General features: G+C 43.7%; 16 protein-coding genes and 9 tRNA genes. 21 read left to right on the plus strand and 4 right to left on the minus strand.

Annotation, left to right across the window (positions count from 1 at the left end):
* Nucleotides 1-117 precede the first annotated feature (117 nt).
* Nucleotides 118-1,437, minus strand: coding sequence for a Na+/H+ antiporter family protein (locus SVI_RS08355; protein ID WP_013051059.1), 1,320 nt, complete (start codon nucleotides 1,435-1,437; stop codon nucleotides 118-120).
* A gap of 312 nt (nucleotides 1,438-1,749) precedes the next feature.
* Between SVI_RS08355 and SVI_RS08360 the strand changes: the two genes are divergently transcribed.
* Nucleotides 1,750-2,355 carry a peroxiredoxin C gene (locus SVI_RS08360; RefSeq protein ID WP_041419807.1) on the plus strand — a complete coding sequence of 202 codons (606 nt, stop codon included), beginning with the start codon at nucleotides 1,750-1,752 and terminating at the stop codon, nucleotides 2,353-2,355.
* A 135-nt stretch (nucleotides 2,356-2,490) separates the two neighbouring features.
* On the opposite strand, the gene rnt is transcribed toward SVI_RS08360, so the two are convergent.
* Nucleotides 2,491-3,162 (minus strand): ribonuclease T, encoded by a 672-nt coding sequence (gene rnt, locus SVI_RS08365; RefSeq protein WP_013051061.1) that lies wholly within the window; start codon nucleotides 3,160-3,162, stop codon nucleotides 2,491-2,493.
* Nucleotides 3,163-3,304: 142 nt separating this feature from the next.
* Here rnt and SVI_RS08370 point away from each other — a divergent pair, with 142 nt between their 5' ends.
* The 19 genes from SVI_RS08370 (at nucleotide 3,305) to SVI_RS08460 (ending at nucleotide 16,541) form a co-directional block, all read left to right on the plus strand.
* Nucleotides 3,305-4,174, plus strand: a complete 870-nt coding sequence (locus SVI_RS08370; RefSeq protein ID WP_013051062.1) for a flagellar protein MotY — start codon at nucleotides 3,305-3,307, stop codon at nucleotides 4,172-4,174.
* Nucleotides 4,175-4,801: 627 nt separating this feature from the next.
* A complete protein-coding gene (locus SVI_RS08375; protein ID WP_041419808.1) occupies nucleotides 4,802-6,952 on the plus strand; it encodes a prolyl oligopeptidase family serine peptidase in 2,151 nt (716 codons plus the stop codon).
* Nucleotides 6,953-7,120: 168 nt separating this feature from the next.
* Nucleotides 7,121-7,519 carry a tol-pal system-associated acyl-CoA thioesterase gene (gene ybgC / locus SVI_RS08380; RefSeq protein ID WP_013051064.1) on the plus strand — a complete coding sequence of 133 codons (399 nt, stop codon included), beginning with the start codon at nucleotides 7,121-7,123 and terminating at the stop codon, nucleotides 7,517-7,519.
* Nucleotides 7,509-8,198 carry a protein TolQ gene (gene tolQ / locus SVI_RS08385; RefSeq protein WP_013051065.1) on the plus strand — a complete coding sequence of 230 codons (690 nt, stop codon included), beginning with the start codon at nucleotides 7,509-7,511 and terminating at the stop codon, nucleotides 8,196-8,198. Before ybgC ends, tolQ begins: the two co-directional genes overlap by 11 nt.
* Nucleotides 8,198-8,632, plus strand: coding sequence for a protein TolR (gene tolR, locus SVI_RS08390; RefSeq protein ID WP_013051066.1), 435 nt, complete (start codon nucleotides 8,198-8,200; stop codon nucleotides 8,630-8,632). The genes tolQ and tolR overlap by 1 nt, the downstream gene beginning before the upstream one ends.
* A gap of 3 nt (nucleotides 8,633-8,635) precedes the next feature.
* Nucleotides 8,636-9,595: a cell envelope integrity protein TolA gene (tolA, locus tag SVI_RS08395; RefSeq protein WP_013051067.1), complete on the plus strand. Its 960-nt coding sequence runs from the start codon at nucleotides 8,636-8,638 to the stop codon at nucleotides 9,593-9,595.
* A 10-nt stretch (nucleotides 9,596-9,605) separates the two neighbouring features.
* A complete protein-coding gene (tolB, locus tag SVI_RS08400; RefSeq protein ID WP_013051068.1) occupies nucleotides 9,606-10,934 on the plus strand; it encodes a Tol-Pal system beta propeller repeat protein TolB in 1,329 nt (442 codons plus the stop codon).
* Between the two features lie 34 nt (nucleotides 10,935-10,968).
* Entirely contained in the window at nucleotides 10,969-11,505 is a 537-nt protein-coding gene (gene pal, locus SVI_RS08405) for a peptidoglycan-associated lipoprotein Pal (RefSeq protein ID WP_013051069.1), read from the plus strand.
* Nucleotides 11,506-11,524: 19 nt separating this feature from the next.
* Nucleotides 11,525-12,250 (plus strand): tol-pal system protein YbgF, encoded by a 726-nt coding sequence (gene ybgF / locus SVI_RS08410; protein WP_041419809.1) that lies wholly within the window; start codon nucleotides 11,525-11,527, stop codon nucleotides 12,248-12,250.
* 273 nt (nucleotides 12,251-12,523) lie between these two features.
* Nucleotides 12,524-12,599 (plus strand) — tRNA-Lys (locus SVI_RS08415).
* A 215-nt stretch (nucleotides 12,600-12,814) separates the two neighbouring features.
* A tRNA-Lys gene (locus tag SVI_RS08420) sits at nucleotides 12,815-12,890 on the plus strand.
* 184 nt (nucleotides 12,891-13,074) lie between these two features.
* Nucleotides 13,075-13,150: transfer RNA gene (locus SVI_RS08425), tRNA-Lys, on the plus strand.
* A gap of 184 nt (nucleotides 13,151-13,334) precedes the next feature.
* Nucleotides 13,335-13,410, plus strand: a tRNA-Lys gene (locus SVI_RS08430).
* A 251-nt stretch (nucleotides 13,411-13,661) separates the two neighbouring features.
* A tRNA-Lys gene (locus SVI_RS08435) sits at nucleotides 13,662-13,737 on the plus strand.
* A gap of 195 nt (nucleotides 13,738-13,932) precedes the next feature.
* Nucleotides 13,933-14,008 (plus strand) — tRNA-Lys (locus tag SVI_RS08440).
* 184 nt (nucleotides 14,009-14,192) lie between these two features.
* Nucleotides 14,193-14,268: transfer RNA gene (locus SVI_RS08445), tRNA-Lys, on the plus strand.
* Nucleotides 14,269-14,322: 54 nt separating this feature from the next.
* Nucleotides 14,323-14,398 (plus strand) — tRNA-Lys (locus tag SVI_RS08450).
* 65 nt (nucleotides 14,399-14,463) lie between these two features.
* Nucleotides 14,464-14,539 (plus strand) — tRNA-Lys (locus SVI_RS08455).
* Between the two features lie 859 nt (nucleotides 14,540-15,398).
* Complete coding sequence (locus SVI_RS08460; protein WP_013051072.1) at nucleotides 15,399-16,541, plus strand: DcaP family trimeric outer membrane transporter; 1,143 nt, start codon at nucleotides 15,399-15,401, stop codon at nucleotides 16,539-16,541.
* A gap of 88 nt (nucleotides 16,542-16,629) precedes the next feature.
* Here the strand turns inward: SVI_RS08460 and SVI_RS08465 are convergent, their stop codons facing one another.
* Nucleotides 16,630-16,899 (minus strand): GrxA family glutaredoxin, encoded by a 270-nt coding sequence (locus tag SVI_RS08465; RefSeq protein ID WP_013051073.1) that lies wholly within the window; start codon nucleotides 16,897-16,899, stop codon nucleotides 16,630-16,632.
* Between the two features lie 343 nt (nucleotides 16,900-17,242).
* Here SVI_RS08465 and SVI_RS08470 point away from each other — a divergent pair, with 343 nt between their 5' ends.
* The gene (locus SVI_RS08470) at nucleotides 17,243-17,731 is read left to right on the plus strand and encodes an Sbal_3080 family lipoprotein (protein WP_013051074.1); all 489 of its coding nucleotides are present in this window, start codon (nucleotides 17,243-17,245) and stop codon (nucleotides 17,729-17,731) included.
* A 120-nt stretch (nucleotides 17,732-17,851) separates the two neighbouring features.
* On the opposite strand, the gene SVI_RS08475 is transcribed toward SVI_RS08470, so the two are convergent.
* Nucleotides 17,852-19,594: a DEAD/DEAH box helicase gene (locus SVI_RS08475; protein WP_013051075.1), complete on the minus strand. Its 1,743-nt coding sequence runs from the start codon at nucleotides 19,592-19,594 to the stop codon at nucleotides 17,852-17,854.
* Nucleotides 19,595-19,756: the final 162 nt, after the last annotated feature.

Raw genomic sequence — 19,756 nt, forward strand, 5'->3', positions numbered from 1 at the left:
GCTAATCGTTAGTTTATATTGCTAGTTTATAAAAAAGAAAAGGAGCCAATCGGCTCCTTTTTTGTTTTTTACTTCTCATTTTGAATAAGTACTCGAACCTCGAACCTCGAACTCGCTCTAGAGCACCATGGCTGCTATCCAGCCAAACACCAACAAGGGGATGTTATAGTGAAGAAATGTCGGGATCACACTGTCTTTGATGTGGTCATGCTGGCCATCGGCGTTTAAGCCTGCCGTCGGACCTAAGGTCGAGTCAGAGGCTGGTGAGCCTGCATCTCCCAGCGCCGCCGCTGTGCCAACTAAGGCTATGGTGGCGGTGACTGAGAAGCCAAAATTCATGGCTAATGGCACATAGATGGTGGCGATGATCGGGATAGTAGAGAAAGATGAACCAATACCCATGGTAATGAATAAGCCCACCAGTAACATCAAGAAGGCGGCTAACGCTTTATTGTCGCCTATGATGTTGCTCAGCGAGTCGACTAAGCTGCTGACATCACCAGTTGCTTTCACGACCGCGGCAAATCCAGCAGCAGAAATCATGATAAAGCCAATGTTGGCCATCATGCGTACGCCTTGGTTAAAGACATCTTGATCGGCCACATGCTTGAGTGCGCCAGAGAAGCTGAAGATAATAAAACCAATCAAGGCGCCGAAAATCATCGAACCTGTGATTAATTGAACCACAAGTGTCGATGCGATAGCTATGATTGCAATAACAATATTACGCTTGTTTACTGTCTCTTCCGGCTCGGCGACTAAGATCTGTTCTTCTTTATATTCCCGGGGTTTTCTATAGCTGATAAATACCGCCACAAGTAAACCCGTTACCATGCCCATTGCTGGGATCATCATGGCGGTGGGGATCTGCTCACGTACGGCATGGAGATTATTGTTATTGAGGCTGGCCAATAATATGTCATTTAAGAAAATGCCACCGAAGCCAATAGGCAAGATCATATAGGTAGTCACTAAACCAAAAGTGAGTACACAGGCAACCAAACGCCTGTCTAGCTTTAGCTTAGACATCACATGGAGTAGTGGTGGAATCAGAATGGGGATAAACGCAATGTGAATGGGCAGCAGGTTCTGGGAAGAAACCGCCATGGTGAGTATCAGGAGTAACAAGACCCAACGAACGCGATTCATGTTTGCGCTGTTTTGCTCTTTGCCCAGTAGTGAAATGATTTTTTTGGAAATCAGCGTAGTTAAGCCTGAATGTGACAGAGCCACGGCAAATGCGCCGAGCAGTGCGTAGCTTAACGCAATCTGCGCACCGCCGCCTAAGCCGGTGTTAAATGCATCTACCGTTTGCTGAAGACTCATGCCTCCAACCAAGCCTGCGACCAGTGCACTTATTGTGAGTGCGATTACAACATTTACCCGGGCTAAACTTAGTCCTAGCATGAGGCAAACAGCGATGACGACAGCGTTCATATCAATAGATTCTTTCTTATCTTTAATTGGGCAGACATTTTGCTTAGCTAGGCTTGCCTTGTCCAGTAGACAGAGGATATATCTGTTAAAACTGTGGGTTTGTTAACTCTGTGTAGACATAACTAATCAGTTTTTGTAAATATCCACATTATTTCCCAAGGTATTCTGCTGTCTTAATATACCAAGAGTGAAGATTAAATTAATTAAAGGTGATATTCGTCGCAAAAAGCTTGTATGCGGAAAAACACTGCCTATAATGCCATAAGATTTAAAACGAAAAGCGTTTTTTCAATCCATAGATGGAGATATAAAATGAGCGTATTAGTAGGCCGTCAGGCTCCTGATTTTACTGCTGCAGCTGTACTTGGTAACGGCGAAATCGTCGATAGCTTTAACCTAGCTGAAGCCATCAAAGGCAAGCCAACGGTAGTGTTTTTCTACCCACTTGATTTCACTTTCGTATGCCCATCTGAGCTGATCGCTTTCGATCACCGCATTGAAGAGTTCAAGAAGCGTGGCGTGGAAGTGATCGGTGTTTCTATCGATTCACAGTTCACTCACAACGCATGGCGTAACACTCCAGTAGCTGAAGGCGGAATTGGTCCAGTTCAGTACACTCTTGTCGCTGACGTTAAGCATGAGATCTGTAAGGCATATGACGTTGAGCATCCAGAAGCTGGTGTTGCTTTCCGTGGTTCTTTCCTAATCGACAAAGAAGGCATGGTTCGTCACCAGGTTGTTAACGATCTTCCATTAGGTCGTAATGTTGATGAAATGCTTCGTATGATCGATGCACTTCAGTTCCACGAAGAGCACGGTGATGTTTGTCCTGCTGGTTGGGAAAAAGGCGACAAAGGTATGGACGCAAGCCCAGAAGGCGTTGCATCTTATCTAAGTGACAATGCAGATTCTCTATAATCTTAATCGATTATCGTTAGTTTAAAGCATAAAAAAGCCGCGATTATCGCGGCTTTTTTATGCCTATTATTAGGAGGATAGACATAAAAAAACGGCCCAGAGGCCGTTTTGTCGTTAAGCTTTATATGTTGCTATCTATTTTGTCTCTTCAGATGCTTCATCAATGTCGTGGTTTACGGCAAGAGGCCATCCACCCAGGGCTTTCCACTTATTGACTATGTGACAGAATAGTTCCGCGGTACGCTCGGTATCGTAAAGCGCTGAGTGAGCTTCATTGTTATCGAAGTCGATACCAGCTATCGAACATGCTTTAGCGAGTACAGTATGCCCCAGTGCTAAACCTGAAAGTGCGGCAGTATCGAAGGTGGCAAAAGGATGGAAAGGGGTACGTTTAAGTGCACAACGTTCGATGGCCTTGGATACAAAACCATGATCGAAGGCAGCGTTATGAGCGACGATAATACTTCTGTGACAGCCGACGGCTTTCTGCGCCTTCTTGACCTCTTTAAATATTTCGAGGAAGGCTTCTTTCTCGCTCACTGCACCGCGAAGAGGATTGGTTGGATCTATGCCATTGAAGGCGAGGGCGTCAGGTTCTAAATTCGCCCCTTCGAAAGGTTCTATGTGGTAATGCAGTGTCTTGTCTAAACTGAGTATACCTTCATCATCCATTTTCAGCATGGTGACGGCGATTTCAAGCAACGCATCGGTTTGGGAATTGAAGCCGGCAGTCTCGACATCGATGACCACAGGGAAGTAGCCCCTAAAACGGTGATTTAATTTATTGGCGTCGCAAATTTCGCTCATTGAAAGTGTCCAAATAGTTATCAGGCCACTATTATGAGGGAAGCACTTAATGCTGTCATGTCCGAATGGCTACTTTATGAGCTAAAGGTCTGTAAAAGTGTGCCGATAGCATTAAGTAACAGAATAAATATGAGAATCAGGTATGTGGCTTAGAGTATTGGTAGCATCGACATTATGTATGCCGTTTTTTGCGACAGCAGAATTGCGCCATTATGTTGCCTCTCTCGACCAGTCCCAATGGAAGCTGAGTGGTAATACGCCGATCATTTGCCGTCTTGAACATAATATCCCCTCATATGGCAAAGCAGTATTTACCAGTATTGCGGGCAAAAATCATAACTTGAATTTCACTTTAGATATGTGGCTTAAGCCGGATAAGGTCACTCAAGCAACCTTGATGAGCAAGGCACCAGCCTGGCGTCCTGGTATCCTCTCTAAAGAGATCACTGAGTTGACCTACCAGAAATATTTCAGTGGTGAGGTACCACGTAATGCGGCTTGGTCCATGCTCGCCGAGCTTGAACGTGGCATGGAGCCAACGTTTTATTATGCCGATTGGTATAACCAATCCAATAAAATAGCTGTTGGCCTCTCTGCGATTAATTTTAATCGTAAATATGGTGAATTTAGGGCCTGTCTTGCCGGATTACTGCCATATAGTTTCGACGATATCGCCTTCACTGTATTAACCTATGAGTCCGGTGGCTCAGAATTAACCCGCTTCTCTAAATCACAGATAGCCAAAGTACAAGAGTACCTGGCTTATGACTCGGAAGTTGAACTGGTATTGATCGATGCTTATACGGATAGCTATGGTGGCCGCTCAATCAACCAAAAAGTCTCGGAGCAACGTGCAGATTCGGTGAAAAATTTCTTCTTATCTGCGGGGATCAATCAAGATCGCATCTATACGGTAGGTCATGGGGAACGTCGTCATGTGGCCTCGAATGCAACCATAGATGAAAGAGGCAGAAACAGACGAGTTGTCATTAGGATTAGTAAACCTATGTAACGGGCTTGTTTGCCATGTAGATAAGATGTTAGCCATAAGGCCCGGCATAGATGCTGGGCTTTTTGTTGTTTAATTCTCTGAGTATTGGAAAGAATGCTTATCTTAAGTCTCTGCAATAATTAACACAAAAAAAAGCCCGCTTAATAACTTAAGCGGGCCGCAAATAATGTATTGCAATCAACAAATTGAAGTAAGGAAGTCAAGCATAAGAACCAGGGATTAAATTCACGTGTCAGACACGGGAATTAAGAGTTCTTGTTTTCATATCTGTAAAACAGATACTTCCTGAAAACGAGATCAGTATAGGCTTAGGCAACTGAACTGACAAACTAGAAAAAATACCAAAATACATTAGAATATCTAATCTTAACGTGTGTGATCTGGATCGATGAATGCACTGGATTAGCAGGTTTCCGCTTGCTTAAGCAAATAAACTGCATAATTCAACGGCTATTTTATTAATCCATGTTACAGGGTTATTAATATGCCTGTTGATGCAATCATTAGTCAGTCAATATTATTTCATTGCCTCGCAAATAATTGCTTGTATAGTTAGCTTCCAACCCTGAGCTTAGGCTCAGGAAAAAGATAATAAGAAATACCATCAATATCAGCAGGGCAGCAAACATGATATTTAAAAGCAAATTGAGAAAGCAGCACCTATTAATAGCGAGTTTGGCCCTTGGGATTATGGGGTGTCAGTCAGCGCAGCAAGATTCAGAGCAAAAAACATCTTCGGCCCCTATGGCTGGAGATACAATTGAAACCATCCACGGGGTGCAAGTTGCAGACCCTTATCGTTTTCTTGAACAAGACACAGAGCAAACTCAAGCTTGGGTAAAGAGGCAACAAGCCGAGGGGAAAGCATATCTCTCAGGCATTGAAAACAAACAAGCCGTGGTCGACCGTATTACTCAATTGTGGAATTACCAGAAGATATCGGCGCCTTTCGAGCATGGTGAATACACCTTCTTCTATAAAAATGATGGTTTGCAGGCGCAATCGGTACTTTATGTTAAAACTGCCAATGGAGATGAGAAAGTTGTTCTGGATCCCAATACGCTCTCCATTGATGGTACCGTGGCTTTATCGGGTGTCTCGTTCAGTGGCGATGGCAAAACGTTAGCTTACGGTGTGTCTAAGTCGGGTTCCGATTGGCAGCAGTGGCAATTTGTCGATGTTGCAACCGGGGTTAAACTCGATGACGAGCTTAAATGGATTAAATTCTCAAATGCGGTGTGGAATAAAGATAATACCGGCGTGTATTACGCTCGATATGATGCGCCAACGGGCGGTAACTTATTGGCCGATGTGAACTTCAATCAGAAGGTTTATTTTCACCAGATAGGCTCAGAGCAGCTAAGCGATAAACTTGTCTATGAGCGTCCGCAGAATAAAGACTGGGGTTTTGGTATTGAAGTCTCAGAAGCGGGTGACTATTTGCTATTTTCTATCTCCCAAGGAACAGACACGCGTAATCGCTTCTTCTATCAGTCTCTGGAGAAGCCTGGCGAAGTAGTGGAGTTGATCACAGATCTTGAAGCCGAATACTCTTTCTTAGGTAACGATAAGTCGGTGTTCTATTTTAAGACAGATCTCGATGCTCCGAATGGTAAAGTTATCGCAATCGATATCAATCACAGCGATAAGGCAAATTGGAAAACCCTCATTGCCGAGTCGAGTGATCCAATCAGTAGTATTGCTATTATTAACGATCACTTGGTAGTGAGTTACTTGCATGATGTGTTGGCTAAGTTATCTATCTTCAGCATGAATGGAGAAAACCGCCGAGACGTGACTCTTCCAGGTGAAGGCAAGGTTGCCGGCCCCTATGGTAAGCGCAGTAAAGACTACTTCTATTATGTCTTCAACAGTTACGTGCAACCTAAAACGACTTACAGGTTCGATTTCAAGACAGGTGAATCTCACATTTACACCGAGCCCAAGGTGTCATTTAATTCTGATGACTATGCTTCGAAGCAAGTCTTCTATACCAGTAAAGATGGTACTCGCGTACCTATGATGATCTCATATAAGAAAGGCATGGAGAAGAATGGCGCAAACCCGACACTGTTATACGCCTACGGCGGTTTCGCTATCTCGCTGACGCCAAGATTCAGTCCGGCCAATATTGCCTGGATGGATATGGGTGGGATCTATGCGGTACCTAACTTAAGAGGCGGTGCCGAGTACGGTGAGGGCTGGCATCAAGCTGGTATGTTTGATAAGAAGCAGAACGTGTTCGATGACTATTATGCGGCGGCAGAGTATTTAATCGATGAAAACTACACCAATAAAACTAAGCTTGGGGCCTATGGCCGCAGTAATGGTGGTTTGTTGATGGGAGCTGCATTGACTCAGCGTCCTGACTTGTTTGCAGCCGTGTTACCTGCAGTTGGCGTTCTGGATATGCTCAGGTTCCACAAGTTCACCATTGGCTGGGCTTGGACAAGTGAATATGGCAGTGCAGATGTTGCCGAGCAGTTTCCGGCCTTGCTGGCTTATTCGCCATATCATAACGTGACCAAGCGTAGCTATCCCGCCACTATGGTGATGACTGCGGATCATGACGACAGAGTGGTTCCGCTGCATAGCTTTAAGTTTGGTGCCATGATGCAGGCTCAACAACAGGGAGATGCGCCGATCATAATGCGTATCGAGTCGAAAGCAGGCCATGGTGCGGGTAAGCCAACATCGATGAAAATTGATGAATTTGCCGATATCTATAGTTTTCTATTCGACAGCTTTGGTTTAAAAATACCGGGAAAAGTTAACTGATAATCAAGTAATAGTGAAATGATGATGAAAAGAGGAGCTTGGCTCCTCTTTTTTATTAACAATTTTTTATGACGATCGCTTACATCTAAGCATGGCAAGCATTCACAATTGCATTGGGTCTAGGTATAGTAGGCCTCTATTTTTTCTCATGATTGGCACTTAGAATTCATGTTTCGTTGGCCTATTTCTGTCTATTACGAAGATACCGATGCGGGTGGTGTTGTTTATCATTCAAAATATCTTAATTTTTTTGAGCGAGCTCGAACCGAGTGGTTAAAGTCCATGGGGGTCAAGCAGGCTAGTCTATTAGCCGAGGATATTGCCTTTGTGGTAAAAAGGGCCGAATTAAATTTTTGCCGTCCAGCCCGATTTGAGCAGGACCTTATCGTCGAAACTGTTGTCATAGACTTGAAGAAAGCATCCTTGATGTTTGAACAAAAGTTAATTGACGAGGAGGGGGTAATATATTGTGAGGCTAAAGTCTTAGTCGCCTGTATTTCTCTATCGCGTATGCGACCTCGTGCCATTCCCCAAAATATAGTTCAGGAGTTTAAAGGTGGAAGCTGATATTTCAATTATTGGATTGTTTTTACAAGCCAGTTTATTAGTTAAATTTGTAATGCTCACCTTGTTGAGTTTATCTGTGATGTCTTGGGCGGTGATCTTTCAACGTCATCGTTTATTGAATACTGCCAAGAAAAATGCACTCAAATTTGAGGACCAGTTTTGGTCTGGAGTCGATCTTAATAAACTCTATAAAGAGTTATCGGCCAGGCAGGACAGTAATACCGGATTAGAAATTCTGTTCCATACTGGTTTTAAAGAGTATACGAGATTAAGCAAGCTTAATAGCAAGGTTCCAGGTGCTGTGATGGACGGCAGTTATCGCGCCATGCGTGTATCCCTGTCTCGCGAGATGGAAAAACTGGAAACTCATTTACCCTTGTTAGCCACAATTGGGTCTACCAGTCCCTATATCGGTTTATTCGGTACGGTTTGGGGGATCATGAACTCCTTTATCGCCCTAGGCGCGGTGCAGAATGCCACCCTTGCCATGGTCGCTCCGGGTATTGCCGAAGCCTTGATTGCCACGGCTATGGGCCTATTTGCGGCTATCCCAGCTGTTATCGCCTATAACCGTTTTACCACTCAGGTTGATAGCGTTGAGATGTCCTATGCGAACTTCATGGAGGAGTTTTCCAGCATCTTGCATCGTCAAGCATACAGCGACAAGGATGAAAGCTAATGCAGCAGGGTTATCAGCGAAAACGCCGGCGTCCAGTTGCCGAGATCAATGTGGTGCCTTATATCGATGTGATGTTGGTATTGCTGATCATCTTTATGGTGACGGCGCCGATTGTCACCCAAGGTGTGAAAGTGGATCTTCCACAAGCGGCATCAGAGATGCTTCCTGCCGACAGTAAGCCGCCGATCGTCGCCTCTATCGATGCCGACGGAGATTACTTTTTGGATGTGGGCAGTTCAAGTTCGAAAGAGCCCTTAGATCTTCAAGAGGTCGCTATTCGTGTGGGTGCCATCATTCAATTGGAACCTGAGCGTCCCGTAGTAGTAAAAGCCGATAGAAGTATCACCTATGATAAAGTCATCCAATTAATGGTTAGCTTACAAGGTGCTGGCGTTCCTTCAGTTGGTTTGATGACAGATTCACCAGGAGACTAGACGGTGGCAGCTAAATCAGATTTTACCTTACCTTTCGTCATTTCAGCGGGTATTCATATTGGTGTGTTAGTTATCATCGCTCTGGGCGTGGATTTTTCTGATAAGCCCAAACCTCAGCCTCAGGTGAGTGCCCCTGCGATGAAGGCCGTGATGGTCGATCAGAGATTGGTGGCTCAGCATGTTGAGAAGTTAAAGGCCGAAAAAAGAGAGCTGGCTCGTAAAGAGAAGGCGCGCCAGGATGAATTGGAACGCCAAGTGACTCAGGCTCGTCAAAAAAGAGAGAGCGAACAGGCTCAAATTAAGAAGCTGGAAATTGAGCGTAAACTCAAAGAGATAGAAACTAAGAATGCAGTGGCTGCAGCCAAAGCGGCTCAGTTGAAGCAGAAACAAGAAAAAGAGAAGGCGCAACAGGCCGAAAAGGTCCGTAAGCAGAAAGAGAAAGAGCGTGAAGCTTCTGAAAAAGCGGCAAAAAAAGCTGAGGTGAAACGTAAACAGGAAGAGGCCGCTGCTAAAAAGGCTGCCGATGATCGTAAACGTAAAGCAGATGCCGAGCGCAAGCGTAAAGAGGAAGCTGAGCGTAAACGTAAGGCTGAGGAGAGAGAACGTCAGCTGCAAGAGCAGATGATGCAAGATGCCTTGGCGGAGGAGCATACGGCACTTTCTCAGACCCGTAACAAGCAGGTTATGAGTGAAGTTCAGCGTTATACCAGTATGATTAGGGCGACTATTCAGCGTCAATTAGTCGTCAACGAGTCGATGCGTGGAAAGAGTTGTCGGATCTTCATTCGTCTTGCAAATGATGGTTTTGTTACAGGAACCAAGATTCTGTCAGGTGATTCTGTCGTGTGCCGAGCGACAAAGGTCGCTATAAACAAGGCGGGACGTCTGCCAGTATCGAGTGAACCAGACGTGTATGACAAACTCAAAGAAATTAATTTAACAGTTCAACCAGAATTCAATTAATAGGAGTCCTATGAAGACTTTGGGGAAGTGGCTCTTTTTAAGCCTGATTATTTTAAGCTCACCAGTAAGAGCTGCGTTAGATATTGTTATTACCGAAGGAGTAGATGCTGCACGTCCTATCGCCGTTATCCCCTTTGTATGGCAAGGGATGGGGGTTATGCCTGAGCAGATCTCTGATGTTGTGATGTCGGACCTTACGCGTAGTGGTACGTTTAAACCGCTCGATGACTTAGGTCTTCCTCAACGTAACATCAGTAATGTGTCTCAGTTTGTTGCTAAAGATTGGTCGAGCATTGAAGCTGAAGCCGTTATTATGGGCTCTGTTAAGCCACGTGGTAATGATCAATACCTGGTTACTTTTGACTTGGTTGATCTGGCTAAGGCCCAAATGCAACAAGGAGCAGGCCCAAGGTCTAGCAGAGAATATCTGATCGACAGTCGTGAGACCGTTATAACAGCAGCTCAATTTAGACATTATGGTCATAGAATCAGCGATCTGGTCTACGAGAAACTAACGGGTATTCGCGGTGCATTCTTAACGCATATCGCTTATGTGATGGTGAAACATGGTGAGAAGTCGCCCTATCAGTTAATGATCTCTGATTATGATGGTCATAACGAGCAGATGCTGCTGCGCTCAGCTGAGCCCTTAATGTCACCGTCTTGGTCTCCGGATGGTAGTAAGTTGGCTTATGTGAGCTTCGAAAATAAAAAGTCAGAAATATTTATCCAGGACATTTATACTCAGTCTCGACATAAAGTCACCAGTTTCAAAGGCATTAATGGCGCTCCGGTATTCTCTCCTGATGGAAAGAAGCTGGCATTAACCTTATCAAAAGATGGCCAGCCTGAAATCTATGTGATCGATATTGCGACCAAAGCGCTCAAACGAGTTACAAACCATTATGCAATAGATACCGAAGCGTCATGGTTTCCCGATGGCAAGTCTTTAATCTTCACTTCTGAACGTGGTGGTCGTCCTCAAATCTACAAGGCGACATTAGCTTCGGGCAAAGTGCAACGCTTAACCTATGAAGGGGAATGGAACTTAGGTGGTTCTGTTGCCCCAGACGGTCGCAGTATGATATTTGTAAACCGTACTAACGGTAAGTTTAATATTGCAAGAATGGATCTTGAAACGCACTTTATGCAAGTACTATCATCAACGCGCCTCGATGAGTCACCGAGTGTTGCACCAAATGGTACTATGGTGATCTATGGAACAACCCATGATGGTAAGCAGGTCTTAGGGGCTGTATCTACGGACGGGCGATTCAAAGCAAGATTACCTGCGGGTCAAGGGGAAGTTAAGTCTCCTTCATGGTCACCTTTTCTCTAATCACTTTTAACTATAAAAATATTAAGGATTTAAAATGGATCTCAATAAGCTGTTTAAAGCTATGTTGGTCGCACTTCCGATTATTGCCCTGAGCGCTTGTAGCTCTACTTCTGAGTCTGAAACTGATGCGACTGGCTCAACTACAGGTTCTGGTAGTGAGCTGGTAACTGGTGGTGTTGAAACCGGAGCAGTTACTCCAATTTTGACTCCTGAAGAGCAACAACGTCTGAAGTACCAAGAGCTACGTAAAGAACACATTATCTATTTTGATTTTGACCGCAGCTCAGTATCGGCCCATTTTGCCGAAATACTTAGAGCCCATGGTCATTATTTAGTCGAACATCCTAATGTTCGCTTGATGATCGAAGGTCATGCCGATGAGCGTGGTACTCCTGAATACAATATCGCCTTGGGTGAGAGACGTGCTAAGGCCGTTGCTAAGTATTTACAAGGAATGGGTGTGCTACCAAGTCAAATGAGTATTGTTAGCTATGGTGAAGAGAAGCCATTAGACTTTTCTCGTACAGATGATGGTTTCGCGATTAATCGCCGAGCGGTTTTAGTTTATTAATAGTTTGGTAGGTTTATCCATGAAAAGAGCCGTATTAACGACGGCAATTCTTCTTAGTATAGGTGTGGCGTCAGCTGCACTGGCACCGGTGGCTAATGCTGCCGGAAGTTCGACTGAAGAAAGAGTTGCACGTTTAGAAAGGATCCTTCAAGCAAAGCAAGAGTCTGAATTTCAGACTCAGCAACGTTTGGATACGTTACAGCAAGAAGTGCTAGATCTACGTGGCTTAAATGAGCAACACGGTTATCAAATCGATCAGATGCTCAAGCGTCAGCGTAAGCTCTATGAAGAAATAGCCAATCTATCAGCGAAGCCAACGGCTTCTACTGCGACAACTCCAAAAGTTAGCTCAACTTCCTCCTCTTTAACTCTAGGCGAAACCGCAAGTTATGAGTATGCCGTTAATTTGGTACTAAAGCAGAGGAAGTACGACGAGGCCATTCCTGCTTTCAGGGGATTCATAAAAAAGTACCCTGATTCTACTTATGCAGCTAATGCGAACTATTGGTTGGGACAACTCTTATATAACAAGAGTGAGTTTGAATCTGCTAAAAAAGCTTTTGATACTGTAGTCAATCGCTTTAAAGATTCAAATAAGCGTGCTGATAGTTTAGTAAAGCTTGGGATGATTGCTGAAAAGGTAGGGACTGTGTCTGCTGCTAAAGTTTATTACCAGCAAGTTATCAAAGAGTATGCAAATAGCGCAGCATCTCGCTTGGCACAGCAGCAACTGTCTGCTCTTTAATCCTTATTTATTCAAAAAACAGGCTCTTAGTCTGTTTTTCATGCAAACAGCAATAAATGTAAAAAATGCACTTGCAAGAGAAGATGAAAAAGGTATTATAGGCGCCCTTAGAGCGGCAGAGTCGCTTGAGGGTCTTGAGTTAAACGGTTTTAGAATAGTTTAACTCTTGCTACTAAGATGGGTCATCAGTTCAGTTTCTTAGAAAAACAGGCAGTTGGCTTTTAACCAGATGATAATTGGGTATTAACTCTGAACTATCAGCAATGCCAGAAAGGGCCGTTAGCTCAGTTGGTAGAGCAGTTGGCTTTTAACCAATTGGTCGAAGGTTCGAATCCTTCACGGCCCACCACTTCTTGAAAGTGTGCTACTCAAGCAATACTTGAGCTGTAAAATTCAAACCACTCTAACTGAAAGTGGACTTGTTCATTGCGATGAAGAAGCAAATTCAGAGTATAAGCAATACCAGAAAGGGCCGTTAGCTCAGTTTCTTGTAGAAACAGACAGTTGGCTTTTAACTAATGATAGTTAGTTATTTATTTCGATATATATAAGCAATACCAGAAAGGGCCGTTAGCTCAGTTGGTAGAGCAGTTGGCTTTTAACCAATTGGTCGAAGGTTCGAATCCTTCACGGCCCACCACTTCCTCTTGGTGGATAAACTGAGGAAAGGTTGAAGAGGGTTTGCTCAGTTGATGCTTTGTTATAAGAGCGCAGTTGGCTTTACTCTTAACTACCACATTGGTCTAAGGTTTAAATCCTCATGGCCACCACTTCTGAGGTGGATTTGCTTCAAGGCAAATGAATTCAGAAAGCAATACCAGAAAGGGCCGTTAGCTCAGTTGGTAGAGCAGTTGGCTTTTAACCAATTGGTCGAAGGTTCGAATCCTTCACGGCCCACCACTTCCTCTTGGTGGATAAACTGAGGAAAGGTTGAAGAGGGTTTGCTCAGTTGATGCTTTGTTATAAGAGCGCAGTTGGCTTTACTCTTAACCACCACATTGGTCTAAGGTTTAAATCCTCATGGCCACCACTTCTGAGGTGGATTTGCTTCAAGGCAAATGAATTCAGAAAGCAATACCAGAAAGGGCCGTTAGCTCAGTTGGTAGAGCAGTTGGCTTTTAACCAATTGGTCGAAGGTTCGAATCCTTCACGGCCCACCACTTCCTCTTGGTGGATAAACTGAGGAAAGGTTGAAGAGAGATTAGCTCAGTTGATGCTTTGCTATAAGAGCGCAGTTGGCTTTACTCTTAACTACCACATTGGTCCAAGGTTTAATGCTTTATGGCCACCACTTCTTGAAAGTGTACGACTCAAGCAAACACTTGAGCTGTAAATTCAAAACCACTCTAACTGAAAGTGGACTTGTTCATTGCGATGAAAAAGCGAATTCAGAGATTAGCAATACCAGAAAGGGCCGTTAGCTCAGTTGGTAGAGCAGTTGGCTTTTAACCAATTGGTCGAAGGTTCGAATCCTTCACGGCCCACCACTTCCTCTTGGTGGATAAACTGAGGAAAGGTTGAAGAGGGTTTGCTCAGTTGATGCTTTGTTATAAGAGCGCAGTTGGCTTTACTCTTAACTACCACATTGGTCGAAGGTTTAAATCCTCATGGCCACCACTTCTGAGGTGGATTACTTATCTTATTATAGGTAGGTAGTGAATTCAGAAAAGCAATACCAGAAAGGGCCGTTAGCTCAGTTGGTAGAGCAGTTGGCTTTTAACCAATTGGTCGAAGGTTCGAATCCTTCACGGCCCACCACTTCCTCTTGGTGGATAAACTGAGGAAAGGTTGAAGAGGGTTTGCTCAGTTGATGCTTTGTTATAAGAGCGCAGTTGGCTTTACTCTTAACTACCACATTGGTCTAAGGTTTAAATCCTCATGGCCACCACTTCTGAGGTGGATTTGCTTCAAGGCAAATGAATTCAGAAAGCAATACCAGAAAGGGCCGTTAGCTCAGTTGGTAGAGCAGTTGGCTTTTAACCAATTGGTCGAAGGTTCGAATCCTTCACGGCCCACCACTTCTGAGGTGGATTTGCTTCAAGGCAAATGAATTCAGAAAGCAATACCAGAAAGGGCCGTTAGCTCAGTTGGTAGAGCAGTTGGCTTTTAACCAATTGGTCGAAGGTTCGAATCCTTCACGGCCCACCACTTCTGAGGTGGATTACTTATCTTATTATAGGTAGGTAGTGAATTCAGAAAAGCAATACCAGAAAGGGCCGTTAGCTCAGTTGGTAGAGCAGTTGGCTTTTAACCAATTGGTCGAAGGTTCGAATCCTTCACGGCCCACCACTTTTTATGGTGGTCACCCCTAACTCTGGTTCAAATCGATTTTCCTTTCCAAAATTTTAGTCTATACCCCCCAAATTAGTGATTTAGAAAAGCAATACCAGAAAGAGCTGTTAGCTCAGTTGACTCTTTGTATATCAAAAGGCAGTTGGCTTTACTCATTCTTGTAATGGAGCAGCCTAATTGGTTGAAGGTTCGAATCCTGCATTCTAGACAACAAAAAGCCACCACTTTTATGGTGGTCACCCCTAACTCTGGTTCAAATCGATTTTCCTTTCCAAAATATTAGTCCTATATAACCCACCAAATTAGTCATTAAGAAAAGCAATACCAGAAAGAGCTGTTAGCTCAGTTGACTCTTTGTATATGAAAAGGCAGTTGGCTTTACTCATTCTTGTAATGGATCAGCCTAATTGGTTGAAGGTTCGAATCCTGCATTCTAGACAACAAAAAGCCACCACTTTTTATGGTGGTCACCCCTAACTCTGGTTCAAATCGATTTTCCTTTCCAAAATTTTAGTCTATACCCCCCAAATTAGTGATTTAGAAAAGCAATACCAGAAAGAGCTGTTAGCTCAGTTGATGCTTTGTTATTAAAGAGCGCAGTTGGCTTGCTCTTAATCCTTAATGCTCACCTTGGTCCAAAGTTGCATTCTTCAGTTTCAAATATTTCTAAGTCAGGTATTTCACGCCACGAGTCTTCATCGATTGCACTTTACATAATCACGCTATAAAAGTGGTAGCTTATTACTTAAGATCTCGCTGTTATACTTTTGTCTTATAGACGTATTGCCAATGTTGGTCGATGGTTATCTAGTTCATATTCTTGTAAATAATATAATAATGTTACGGGAGAGAGATAATGAGACAAGCAAAGATGAGCCTTGTGGCCATGGCAACAATGCTAGCAGTCAGCTCTGGTGCACAAGCTGGTGATACAGAGTTTAAATTTGGCGGTTACGTTAAAGCTGATGTGATGTTCAGTGATTACAGCAACGGAGCGCCAGATTCAGGCTATCTGTCCAGACAGTTCTATGTACCCGGCACTATCTATGGTGACTCGAGTAACGGCAATCAAGTTGTCGATTTTCATGCTCGTGAGACCCGTTTCAATTTTAAAACCAGCACAGATCTCGATGGCCATAAACTCAGCGGTTTTATCGAACTCGATTTTATGACCCATGGCGATGGTAATGAGCGATTATCTAACAGTTACTCTCCTCGTATCAGACATGCCTTCGTTAGTTATGACAACTGGACCGTGGGTCAAACCTGGACAACCTTCCAGAATCCAGGAGCACTTCCAGAGAACTTAGACTTTGTTGGTGCTGCTGATGGTACACCTTTTGCCCGTCAAACTATGATCCGCTATACCTCTGGTGGTTTCCAGTTTGCGATAGAGAACCCTGAAACAACGGTAACGCCGAATGGCGGAGGCGGGCGCATAACAAGTGGTAGTGGCATGGTGCCTGATTTTATTGCTCGCTATAATTTTAAGACAGAAGGTGGCGCTAAATTTACTGTAGCGGGTTTGGCGAGACAGCTAAATGTTGAGATAGATAATCTTGATACCCAAGAGATTGCTTATGGTGTGAGCGTCACAGGAGTCATTCCTGTTGGTGATGATGACATTAAGCTCTCAGCTACCGCTGGCGATGGTTTAGGCCGTTACATGGCACTGAACTATGCTAACGCAGGTGTATTAGATGCCAATGGCGAGATTGAAACCATCAGCTCTTATGGCGGCTTTGCTGCATATCGTCACTGGTGGACTGATAAGTGGCGTTCAAGTGTCACGCTTTCGGGCTTTAAGGCAGATAATAATGAAGCACTTACTGGGGGAGGGGTAAACAAAGAATCCTATTCTACTTATGTTAACTTACTCTATTCACCAGTTAAGCCTATGACTGTGGGTGTCGAGTACATGTATGCAGAGAACACCAAACAAAATGGGGATAATGGCGACCTAAACCGTGTGATATTCTCGGTGAAATACGTACTCTAATTCCAATCGGTACATATGTTTATACAGCAGCAAGATCAAAAAAGGAGGCTTAAGCCTCCTTTTTTATTTGAGAATACAATCTTATAACTTAAGCCGGAGCTGAAAGTAATTGATTGTCTCTGACATACTGTTCAAACTCGGTGCAACCACCGACGTGTTCTTTGTCGATGAAGATCTGTGGGACTGTTTCAACAGGCTTACCGACTGTCTTTTCAAGATCCGCTTTGCTAATCCCTTCTGCATGAATATCGATGTACTTAAATTTAAAGTCATCTCGAGCTTCAACGAGTTGCTCAGAAAGTTGTACCGCTCTAACACAGTAAGGACAGCCTGGACGGCCAAAAATTACGACAAACATATTAACTCCTGAAAATTTAGTCGCTACTTTTATATCACAAAAGTGCTTAAATTGCATATTCTCTATTGGAGAAACTTACTCTCAGTTTGGCTATAGTCCAGATAATCCAAGCTCTTCACCTGAGATCTAGGTCTTTTTTTATTTTTAAATAGTAAATGGGGTGATATGTGTAACTTGTCAGAGTAAACATACCTGTAATTTGTAATCGTAAGGACTCGGATATCCGTTTTGTCGGAGGGGTTCGCCTTTAGGGCTCACATCAGTAATGGCATTGAGGAATCGATTGATATGTATTTATATGTATATTATCTTTGTTTCTTATTTGTAACTAAAGTGGCGCACAATGAAGAAAATAGTAATATTGTTAACAGCTTTCTTAGCTTTGACTGGATGTTCAAGTAACGGTATAAGCAATCTCAAACAAATGGATGCTAACTTTGATAAGCAAATCGTCATGATTGATGATTCTAAGCAAACTGCAAGTGTAAGATCCATAGTAACTAACTGGATTAAAGATCACGGTTATGACGTGGCTGATACGACAGCTAGTACACCTGTTCAGCTTGCTGATAACCAAGTATTATTTAAGTTCAATGCTAATTGGTGGTGGGATATGGCTACCTACATGCGTTACGTGAATTTAGAAGTAACTGATAACAAAGGTACTTCAATAGCTAAATTGGACTTTGACTCAGTTCAGTATGGTGGTATTGATAAATTTGGTAATGCTGAAGAGCGTTTGAATATTATTATGGAAGTCTTTTTTAAACAGATATCTATAAAAGAAGCAGAACATGATCTTGAGTATGGTCGTAAATCAGTAGTGCAATAGTGATTGAACTTACACAACAGAATTAAAAATAACAAAAGCCGTGATTCTTAATGTCTGACGGCTTTTATCAATTATAGTGACAAATTTTTTTAAGTATTTAGTAAGAGAATGTTAGACATATCAATTCAAAAACTTACTCTCAGTTTGGTATCGGCCCTGATAATCGAAGAAGGTTTCCTGAAGATCCCAGCCCTTTTTATGCTTCTTGAGTAGCAAGATATCAGGCTTACGAAACAGGTCTCGGGTTGCTATAACCTCTTGTACCTTGCTGTATCTTGGGTGCTTTAGCCCAGGCGTTCTGGTGTGTGACAGCACAAATATGGCATAGAAGGCGCGGATTTGCGCCTTGGTTTTAAAATTGAAGTACTGACAAAAATCGTTACCGTCGATGTCTATGTACCTAATTTTTAGCCTGTCTTTATCCTCTTCAAATAACATAGCATCGCATTTAAACAGATGATGATGTTTCTGCTGCAGTACCTCTTTGAGGCGTTTATCTGGATCGATCAGCATGGCATCGCAGCTATGACAAATCTTGGCCGCTATATCATTTTCTTCGCCGCAGTTTGGGCAGACTTTAGATCTAAATCTGAAATCACATTGCTTCTTTTGACCCTCTTGTTCTATTAACGCCTGACAGCGTCGGCCGAAGTGTTCGATGATATCACCATCGTCATCCACCAAGCCCCAGAAGATATTAGCAAAGTCGCACACTGGGCAATGCACTTGTACTGGTACAGATTTACTGTTCGGTTTGTTCTGACCTACTTCAGGAAAATAGAGATCGTAGCCGTTAGCGGCATAGTCTATGATCAAGCACTCAGATTTACCCTCACATATCCTTAAGCCCCGACCAACCATCTGCTGGAACAGACTCACCGAAGCCGTTGGGCGTAAAATGGCGATAAGATCCACATGGGGGGCATCGAACCCTGTGGTCAAGACGGCGACGTTTATCAGGTACTTAATTTTTCTAGCCTTAAACTGCTCAATTAAGCTATCGCGCTGCTCGGTACTGGTCTTGCCTGTGATCAGCGCGGCTTGCTCTGCAGATAAAAGTTTGAGTATCTCTTCGGCGTGACGCACTGTGGCGGCAAAGATGATCACGCCTTGTCTGCTGCTGCCTATCTGTACCAGTTGCTTAACTATGGCCGTGGTTGCCCGGCCGCAGTGGCTGAGTAAGTCATTGACTTCGGCTTCCTGATATTGGCCGCTTGTTGAGGCCTTAATGGAGCTGAAATCATATTGGGCACTGAGGCCATCGAATATTTTTGGTGTGCTCAGGTAGCCGCGTTTTATTAAGGGGCGCATGGGGAGTTCGAAGATGCATTGCTCAAATACCGCCTTGTCTGGATTACCCACCTTGCCATGATAGTGGTGACGATAGATCCAACCGAGATCCAGACGGTAGGGGGTTGCTGTGAGCCCCAGCAGCCTGATTTTTGGATTGATGCTTTTGAGGTGTGTTAGCAGCAGTTGATATTGGCTGTCTTTATCCTGACTTATCCTATGGCATTCATCTATTATCACCAGAGAAAATGGGCTGCTAAACTTTTCTTTGGCTCTAACAGCTGACTGAATGCTGGCGACTATGGTTTTATTGTCTGTGGATTTTTGATTCAAGCCGGCAGAGTAGATCCCGGCGGCGGCGGTCAGAATACCGACTTTCTCGGCATTTTGTGCAACGAGCTCTTTTACATGGGTCAAGACCAAGACTCTGCCATTGGCGATGCGGGCTAGCTCGGCAATCACTATGCTCTTTCCCGCTCCAGTTGGCAGTACTAGAACCGCTGAGTCCGGGCTGGTTTTAAAGTGTTTTACCGCCGAGTCGACCGCTTGTTGTTGATAGTCTCTTAATTGCACAAAAATCTGCTGTTCAAAATACCGATGGCAAAGCATATCAGTGGGATGATTGAGTCGCTATGTTTCCCGCTAATTAATTTAATCAGGACAATAAAAAGCCCCTCGAGTGAGGGGCTAGCAAGATTACTGTCTATTTTCGAATAATGACTCGCTGCAAATCAG

Source organism: Shewanella violacea DSS12 (genome assembly GCF_000091325.1).
Classification (GTDB): Bacteria; Pseudomonadota; Gammaproteobacteria; order Enterobacterales; family Shewanellaceae; genus Shewanella; species Shewanella violacea.

Coding starts and splice junctions, on each gene's coding strand:
- SVI_RS08355 (WP_013051059.1), bottom strand. CDS start 1,437: ATGAACGCTGTCGTCATCGCTGTTTGCCTCATGCTAGGACTAAGTTTA.
- SVI_RS08360 (WP_041419807.1), top strand. CDS start 1,750: ATGAGCGTATTAGTAGGCCGTCAGGCTCCTGATTTTACTGCTGCAGCT.
- rnt (WP_013051061.1), bottom strand. CDS start 3,162: ATGAGCGAAATTTGCGACGCCAATAAATTAAATCACCGTTTTAGGGGC.
- SVI_RS08370 (WP_013051062.1), top strand. CDS start 3,305: ATGTGGCTTAGAGTATTGGTAGCATCGACATTATGTATGCCGTTTTTT.
- SVI_RS08375 (WP_041419808.1), top strand. CDS start 4,802: ATGATATTTAAAAGCAAATTGAGAAAGCAGCACCTATTAATAGCGAGT.
- ybgC (WP_013051064.1), top strand. CDS start 7,121: ATGTTTCGTTGGCCTATTTCTGTCTATTACGAAGATACCGATGCGGGT.
- tolR (WP_013051066.1), top strand. CDS start 8,198: ATGCAGCAGGGTTATCAGCGAAAACGCCGGCGTCCAGTTGCCGAGATC.
- tolB (WP_013051068.1), top strand. CDS start 9,606: ATGAAGACTTTGGGGAAGTGGCTCTTTTTAAGCCTGATTATTTTAAGC.
- pal (WP_013051069.1), top strand. CDS start 10,969: ATGGATCTCAATAAGCTGTTTAAAGCTATGTTGGTCGCACTTCCGATT.
- ybgF (WP_041419809.1), top strand. CDS start 11,525: ATGAAAAGAGCCGTATTAACGACGGCAATTCTTCTTAGTATAGGTGTG.
- SVI_RS08460 (WP_013051072.1), top strand. CDS start 15,399: ATGAGACAAGCAAAGATGAGCCTTGTGGCCATGGCAACAATGCTAGCA.
- SVI_RS08465 (WP_013051073.1), bottom strand. CDS start 16,899: ATGTTTGTCGTAATTTTTGGCCGTCCAGGCTGTCCTTACTGTGTTAGA.
- SVI_RS08470 (WP_013051074.1), top strand. CDS start 17,243: ATGAAGAAAATAGTAATATTGTTAACAGCTTTCTTAGCTTTGACTGGA.